This is a genomic window from Thioclava kandeliae (assembly GCF_040297545.1).
Classification (GTDB): Bacteria; Pseudomonadota; Alphaproteobacteria; order Rhodobacterales; family Rhodobacteraceae; genus Thioclava; species Thioclava kandeliae.
In genome coordinates, this window is the sequence record NZ_JAYWLC010000050.1 from 1 (window position 1) to 6,741 (window position 6,741).

At 59.2% G+C, this 6,741-nt stretch carries 4 protein-coding genes and 4 pseudogenes; all 8 read right to left on the reverse strand.

Annotated elements, in window-relative coordinates:
• A pseudogene (locus VSX56_RS20150) lies at positions 1-159 on the reverse strand (IS256 family transposase); the annotation flags it as partial.
• Between the two features lie 1,411 nt (positions 160-1,570).
• Positions 1,571-2,041, reverse strand: a complete 471-nt coding sequence (locus VSX56_RS20155; protein ID WP_350939328.1) for an Lrp/AsnC family transcriptional regulator — start codon at positions 2,039-2,041, stop codon at positions 1,571-1,573.
• A gap of 22 nt (positions 2,042-2,063) precedes the next feature.
• Positions 2,064-2,783, reverse strand: a complete 720-nt coding sequence (locus tag VSX56_RS20160; protein WP_350939329.1) for a sulfate/molybdate ABC transporter ATP-binding protein — start codon at positions 2,781-2,783, stop codon at positions 2,064-2,066.
• Positions 2,784-2,806: 23 nt separating this feature from the next.
• Positions 2,807-3,667, reverse strand: coding sequence for a sulfate ABC transporter permease subunit CysW (cysW, locus tag VSX56_RS20165; RefSeq protein WP_350939330.1), 861 nt, complete (start codon positions 3,665-3,667; stop codon positions 2,807-2,809).
• Positions 3,660-4,496 carry a sulfate ABC transporter permease subunit CysT gene (gene cysT / locus VSX56_RS20170; RefSeq protein WP_350939331.1) on the reverse strand — a complete coding sequence of 279 codons (837 nt, stop codon included), beginning with the start codon at positions 4,494-4,496 and terminating at the stop codon, positions 3,660-3,662. The genes cysW and cysT overlap by 8 nt, the downstream gene beginning before the upstream one ends.
• A 2-nt stretch (positions 4,497-4,498) precedes the next feature.
• A pseudogene (locus tag VSX56_RS20175) lies at positions 4,499-4,747 on the reverse strand (sulfate transporter subunit); the annotation flags it as partial.
• Between the two features lie 236 nt (positions 4,748-4,983).
• A pseudogene (locus tag VSX56_RS20180) lies at positions 4,984-5,916 on the reverse strand (IS5 family transposase).
• Between the two features lie 317 nt (positions 5,917-6,233).
• Positions 6,234-6,741 (reverse strand): annotated as a pseudogene (locus VSX56_RS20185) (transposase); the annotation flags it as partial.

Below are 6,741 nucleotides of genomic sequence, written 5' to 3' on the forward strand. Positions count from 1 at the left end.
CAGTCGTTCGGCACTCTTCTCGCCATAGTCCGCGCCGGTCTTGGCGCCAACCTCGAGCTCCATTAGTCGCTCGGCGGCAAAGCCAATCATCTCACGCAGTAAATCTGCATCGCCGCTCTGTTCGACAAGCGCGCGAAGGTCCATCATAGGTTTGGTCATCGGGTGTCATCCTTGGATCAGATTGAGTCTAGCAACCCGACCTTACCAAGAAACCCGATGGCCACCTGAGCTACACCACCCCGTGGGACACGATCTTATTCGGCACCGTCTCTCTTTCAGATTAGCTTGCCGATTTCTAATCCAAGTCGCACCGATCTGCGGACACGGTAGTAGGAGCGATCGTCATCGATGAATTGGACGCGGGTGCTCGGTTGTCCGGGGGCTATGAGGCTACCTAGTTCGGAAGAGCCCTACCGGACAAAAGTTGAGTATATGTAGTCTGCACCGGAAGCGACGCAAGTCGCCGGTCAAATGCGACAAACGCGCGTGCAATCGGAGTAATCGCAACGAGATTATGTTCAGCAGGCACAAGGACTGGAGGTGTGTGGCAACCAGGTGCGACCAATGCCCCAAAGCATTTAGCTTTGCCATCGCTGTCTCGGCGGTCGTTGTTTACTGGCTGCGACACTCAACGAATTCAAAACATAGTCGATTAGCTTGTGGAGGGCGTAGGTTCTGTTGCAAAAAAGAGGAAGGGATCTGTCGTGTGCGTTCTAGCCACAGCCACCCAACAAAAAAGCATGTCGGCAATCTGTATTCTGTACGCTGGCTCATTCGGTGTCAGAGAAAGTAAACAGACGCTCTATGTTTCCTCGAACGATTAAAAACTCGTTCCGAAGCTGCACTTACCTAGATTGACACAGACGATTGCCTTAAACGACATTCCAGTAGTCTGCGAAGTCAACGCCTTCGCTGCCTCCGATGCCATTAGATTTGCTACAGTTGACAGCCGTCAACTACTCAGTGCCTTCGCTCGGTTGACGGCTGTCAACCTGATGAGACAGGAGTTCATTATTCCGGATTCTGCGTCATCCGCCGATCGGCTAGCGCTGTGCCTGCGCTGTCGAAGATATAAAAAATCCATCTACGATCCGCATACTTCGTTGAATGGGCGGGTATTAACATATGTGTTGCGCGGCAATAGGTGAGCACGATAGAAACTCTCACACTCGGTTCGGCAATCGGGCGTAGGCAGACTAGCTATTCGGACGACATATACCGAACCTGTTCTTAGGCTCGCTTTTTTGGATCCTCGTGAGAGAAATGCTTTAGGACTAGTGAAAATCGGCGTTTAGCCTCGTTCCTTGACGCAAGTCTATCCGTCACGAAACGCCTCAGGGCAAAAATATGTGGCGATATCAGCGTGAGAAGCTAGTGGCGGGATGTATCCCGTTTGCGCGCAGGGTCGGTCGCGCAGGTTATGGGCGATCCGCGCGGAGATTTTCGCGGCATATCGCGAATTGCCTCATAGAACCTTCGCTAATACCCGGCATCCTTTGGCGTGCATTCAGCAAACGGGGGCTATGCAGTCGATATATTCGCGCGACAACTAATACCCGAATAGTTCGTGTCAGGCCGTCGCGACATTAATGGGCCAGCCGCTGCGATGGCGCAGGGTCTCCATCGCGATGCCCGAGGTGATATTGCGGCAGGGCAGACGGGTGGTGAACTCAAGATAGAACCGGTCGAAGGCCGCCGTATCGGGCAAAACCAGTTTCAGCAGGTAATCGACCGCGCCCGCCATGCGGTAGACTTCGGTGATCTGGGGGAAGTCCTCGATCGTCGCGCGGAAGGTCTCGCGCCATTCCACACTGTGATCGGCGGCCTCCACCCCCATGAAGACAATAAGCCCCAAGCCGATATTGGCCGGGTCAACCAGCGCTACGCGGCCTGTGATGACACCGGCTGCTTCGAGCTTCTGTAATCGTTTCCATGCGGGTGTCTGGGATAGGCCCACGACTTCGGCAATCTGAGCTACGGACAATGTCGCGTCGCGCATCATGAGATCAAGGATCTTGCGGTCGATCCGGTCAAGTTGCATCTCTCTCCTCCCTTCGCGGTTGTCAGGCCTGGACAAAGGCACGGGCGAAATCGCTGGCGGGGCGGGCGCGGATATCGGCGGGGCGGCCGATCTGCTCGATCCGGCCCATCGACATCACCACCACCAGATCGGCCAGTTCCATTGCTTCGTCCTGATCATGGGTCACGAACACGGTGGTCAGTCCCGTCGTGTCATGGATCTCGCGCAGGCCCTGCCGCAGATCCTTGCGCACCCGCGCATCAAGTGCCCCGAAAGGTTCATCGAGCAGAAGCATCCGCGGTTCGATCGCCAGCGCACGGGCCAGCGCCACCCGCTGGCGCTGGCCGCCCGAAAGCTGTGCGGGATAGCGCCAGCCGATATCGGGCAGCTGGATCAGCTCCAGCAGACGGTTGGTCCGCCGTCCGATCTCGGCCTCGGTCGGGCGCAGGCGGCGCGGACGGGCGCGCAGGCCATAGGCAATATTTTCGAACACGGTCATATGTTTGAAGAGCGCGTAATGCTGGAACACAAAGCCCGCTCGGCGGTCCTGTACGCTGAGGCTGGTGGCATCCTGGCCGTCAAACAGTACGCGGCCCGAGCTCGGATATTCGAGCCCTGCGAGGATGCGCAAAAGCGTGGTCTTGCCCGAGCCCGATGGCCCCAGCAGCGCGACCATTGCCCCCGAAGGAATGGTCAAAGATACCGGATGCAGCGCACGGGTCGCGGCGAATTCCTTAGCGATAGCGTCGATTTCGATAAACATGTGAAAGCCTTTCCGGCAAAGGGTCAATGGCGACGCGTGGCGGCGGTGAGGCCCGCATAGCGCCATTCGATCAGGGGTTTGGCGGCAAGCGTCAGCAGCGCCATCAGGGCAAGCGCTGAGGCAAGTGAAAAGGCCGCAACCGACAGATACTCGTTATAAAGCATCTCGATCATGACCGGCATGGTCGCGGTCTCGCCACGGATTTTGACCGAGATCACTGCCACTGCGCCGAATTCGCCCATCGCGCGGGCATTGCACAGCAGCACCCCATAAAGCAGCGCCCAACGGATATTGGGGAGGGTCACGGTGAAAAATATCCGACAGCCCGTGGCCCCGAGCGTCAGCGCGGCTTCTTCCTCGGCGCGGCCTTGCTCCATCATCACGGGGATCAGCTCGCGGGCGACAAAGGGGAAGGTGATGAACAGCGTGGCCAGCACGATGCCCGGCAGCGCAAAGATCACCTTCATATCATGGGCGATCAGCCATGACCCGAGCGTGGAATGCGCCCCGAAGACCAGAACCAGCGCTAACCCCGCCACCACTGGCGAGATGGAAAACGGCAGATCGATCAGCGTCATCAACAGCACCTTTCCGCGAAAATCGAATTTGGTGATGACCCATGCGGCGGCGATACCGATTGCCGCATTTGTCGGCACCGAGATCGCGCAGACGATCAGCGTGAGCCGTAGCGCCGAGGCCGCATCGGGGGAGGCTAGGCTGGACAGTGCGGCGCCGATCCCCTCGGCCATAGCCTCGATAAAAACGATCACCAGCGGTGCGAAGAGAAGGATTGCGGTCAGAGTAATGATGCCCGCGATCATCAGGCCCCGCGCCAGACGCGGTTCGGTGGTGACGGAAGGGGCGCGGGACAGGGTGTCAGACATTGCCGGTTCTCCCTCGGCTCCAGACATGCAGAAAATTGATGACCAGCAGCATCGCGAAAGAGATCACCAGCATGGCGATGCCTATGGCGCTCGCTGCGTCATAGTGGAATTCTTCGAGCCGGATCACGATCAGAAGCGGCGCGATCTCGGTCTTGAAGGGCAGGTTGCCGGCGATGAAGATGACCGAGCCATATTCCCCCACCCCCCGCGCCAGTGCCAGCGCGAAACCCGTCAGCAGGGCGGGCGTCAGCATGGGCAGGATGATCCGGCGTAGCGTATAGGGGCGGCGTGCGCCTAGGGTGGCGCTGGCTTCCTCGATCTCGGCATCGATTTCCTCGATCACCGGCTGCACCGTGCGCACCACGAAGGGCAGGCCGGTAAAGACCAGCGCGAGCCAGATGCCGATCGGGCCATAGGCGATCTTGATCCCGAGCGGCGCAAGCACCGATCCGAATGGCCCGTTGAGTGCATAAAGGGCGGTCAGGGCGATGCCCGCCACAGCGGTGGGCAGCGCGAAGGGCAGGTCGATCGCCGCATCGATCAGCCGCCGCCCGGCAAATCGGTAGCGCACCAGTACCCATGCCAGAGCCGCGCCGAAGACAAGGTTGAACGCTGCGGCAAGGAAGGCCCTTCCGAAGGACAGGCCAAGGGCGGCCCGCACGCGCGGGGCGCTGACCACAGACCAGATCTCGGTGGTGCCGATCGCCGCGCCATGACCTAGCAGGGTTACGATCGGCACCAGTACCACGATCGACAGCGCGGCGATCAGCAGACCGAAGGCTGGCCTAAAACCGGGCAGGGGGGAGGGGCTGCGGGACAGGAGCGCCATGGTCACTGTGCCCCGTAGATCTGGTCGAAGATCCCGCCATAGCCGAAGAATTCGGGCTGCACCTTTTCCCAGCCGCCGAATTGGTCGATGGAGACGCGGTCAAGCTCGGGGAAGCGAGCGATATCTTCGGGCGCGGCCTGCGACAGATCCCATGCGCGGTAGTAGTTTTTAAGTGCGAGCGCCTGTGCCTCGGGGGAGTAGAGATGGGTCAGATAGGCTTCGGCCGTCTCGCGCTGCGCCTCCGAAGTGATGAAAATCCACATTAAATCAGTAATTTTTTACTCGTAAGTCATTGAGATTAATTGACGCAGTTCAAATTTGTCTTTTAAATCGGTTAAAGTTTTTTTTATTCATGTGAAACTATTAACGTTATGCGTATTTTAAATCCGCTGCGATTTTCCGCTGCCCGCACGTTTAATCGGGCAAGGCTCCGGAGTTGTTGCGCAAATCAGACGTCGGGACGCGTTAGCCCCTTACCGCTCTGGTCTCATGCGACGGCCTCGATCTCGGCCCGTCCAAGGGCCGAGCAGCGGTTCATGACAGCGATACGGATTTGGATTTCTGCGGTCTGGCGGTCGGGGTCTCGCGACATGATCCGATCGCCCAAAAGCTTCAGACGGTTCATCTGGGCCACGACGCGACTTCGCGTGTGGTAGCCGGTCCATTTCTTCCAGATCGATCGGCCCAGACATCGCGTCGCACGTAGGATCGCGTTTCGCGATATGGCGGGGGGGCAGTCCGGCTTCCATGCTCGGCCATTGCGACGGATCGGTATGATCGGTTCTGCCCCATGCTCGAGTATCGCCGCATGGCATCGGCGTGTGTCATAGGCGCCATTGGCCGTGACTGTCTCTATTTCTTCGCGGGCCGAGATCTGCGACAGAAGTTCCGGCAGGATCGAGCTGTCGTCTTGCCTGCTGGAGGTGAATTCGACCGCGCGAATATCGCCAGTGGCTGTGTCCATCGCCAGATGCACCTTTCGCTATTCGCGTCTGCGCGTCGCTACATGCTTACGCGAAAGCCATTCTCCATCACCTCGAAAGCGGATGCCGGTGCTGTCGATCAGCAAGTTCAGAGGTGCAGCAGAGCGCCGGTACGGGATTTGCACTTGGGTCCGAGCCTGACACCGGCACAGCGTCGAATAGTCCGGCACGGGCCAGTCCAGCCCGGCCATCTCGATCAGGCTCGCGACCAGACCGACAGTTTGGCGGAGCGGCAGGCCGAACAGCACTTTCAGCGTTAAGCAGGTCTGAATGGCGCTATCGGAGAAGGTTTTGGGGTGGCCGCGCTTGCGATTTCGCTCTGCCTGCCAGGACATGTCAGGATCGAACCAAACCGACAACGATCCTCGCCGCTTCAGGGAGGCGTTATAATCAGACCAGTTGGTCGTGCGGTAGCGGGTGTTGGCAGGCTTTGACATCCCGACTACCTAACCATCAGGGTTCACGAGGTGAATCCCTCTCACCGATATGTGCAACATGTATAACCGCCCCTCGCGCAAGAGGGTTTTCAGAACTGTTTCGCGCGGTGTCGGGTGTTGACATGTATCCAGCCTCAAGTTGCGACCATCTTCATGTCGCGGGCCCGTATGGTGTTCGCAGATCAGGTCCAAATCAACGCCGCGTGCTCAGAGGCACATGTTGCACAACTGGTTTTCCTGATCCTGTCTCACGACCGTTGCGCCAAACTGCTCTCAGCCCTCCTCCGCGTCCGACGTCTCGCGACCGCTGACGGGTGTTACGCCGCCATGGCCGGAGCCCGGTAGACCTCCTTTGTCTTCAGGATCGTCCAGATCGAAGCCACGAACGCCACTGGTTCAAGAGAGTGGCTGAGGCCGTGCCATCTTGTTAGCCAATGCTACCCTGACCAACATCGGCGGCTTGCGCCTCAACATGCTGTCGAGCCAGGTGCCCGGCTGCGCCGCGGCGAGGCAGCGTCGCTTGATGATGACGCTGTTGGCGCCGATGATCAGCAGCCTCCGCAGGGAACGTTCGCCCATCTTGGTCGTAGCCCCCAACCTCTGCTTCCCGCCGGTTGAATGCTGGCGTGGGGTGAGGCCGAGCCAGGGTGAGGAGGGCCAGCTGCCCGTCCGGGGGACGGGCAGCCCGACGAACAAGTCGCGCCCCTTGCGGAAGATCTCTGGAGGTGGCGCTAATGTGGCGAGTGCTGTGGCGATCAGCGGCCCGATGCCCGGAATGGTCATGAGACGGCGCACCACGTCAGTCTCTCGCGCAAGGCGATCGAT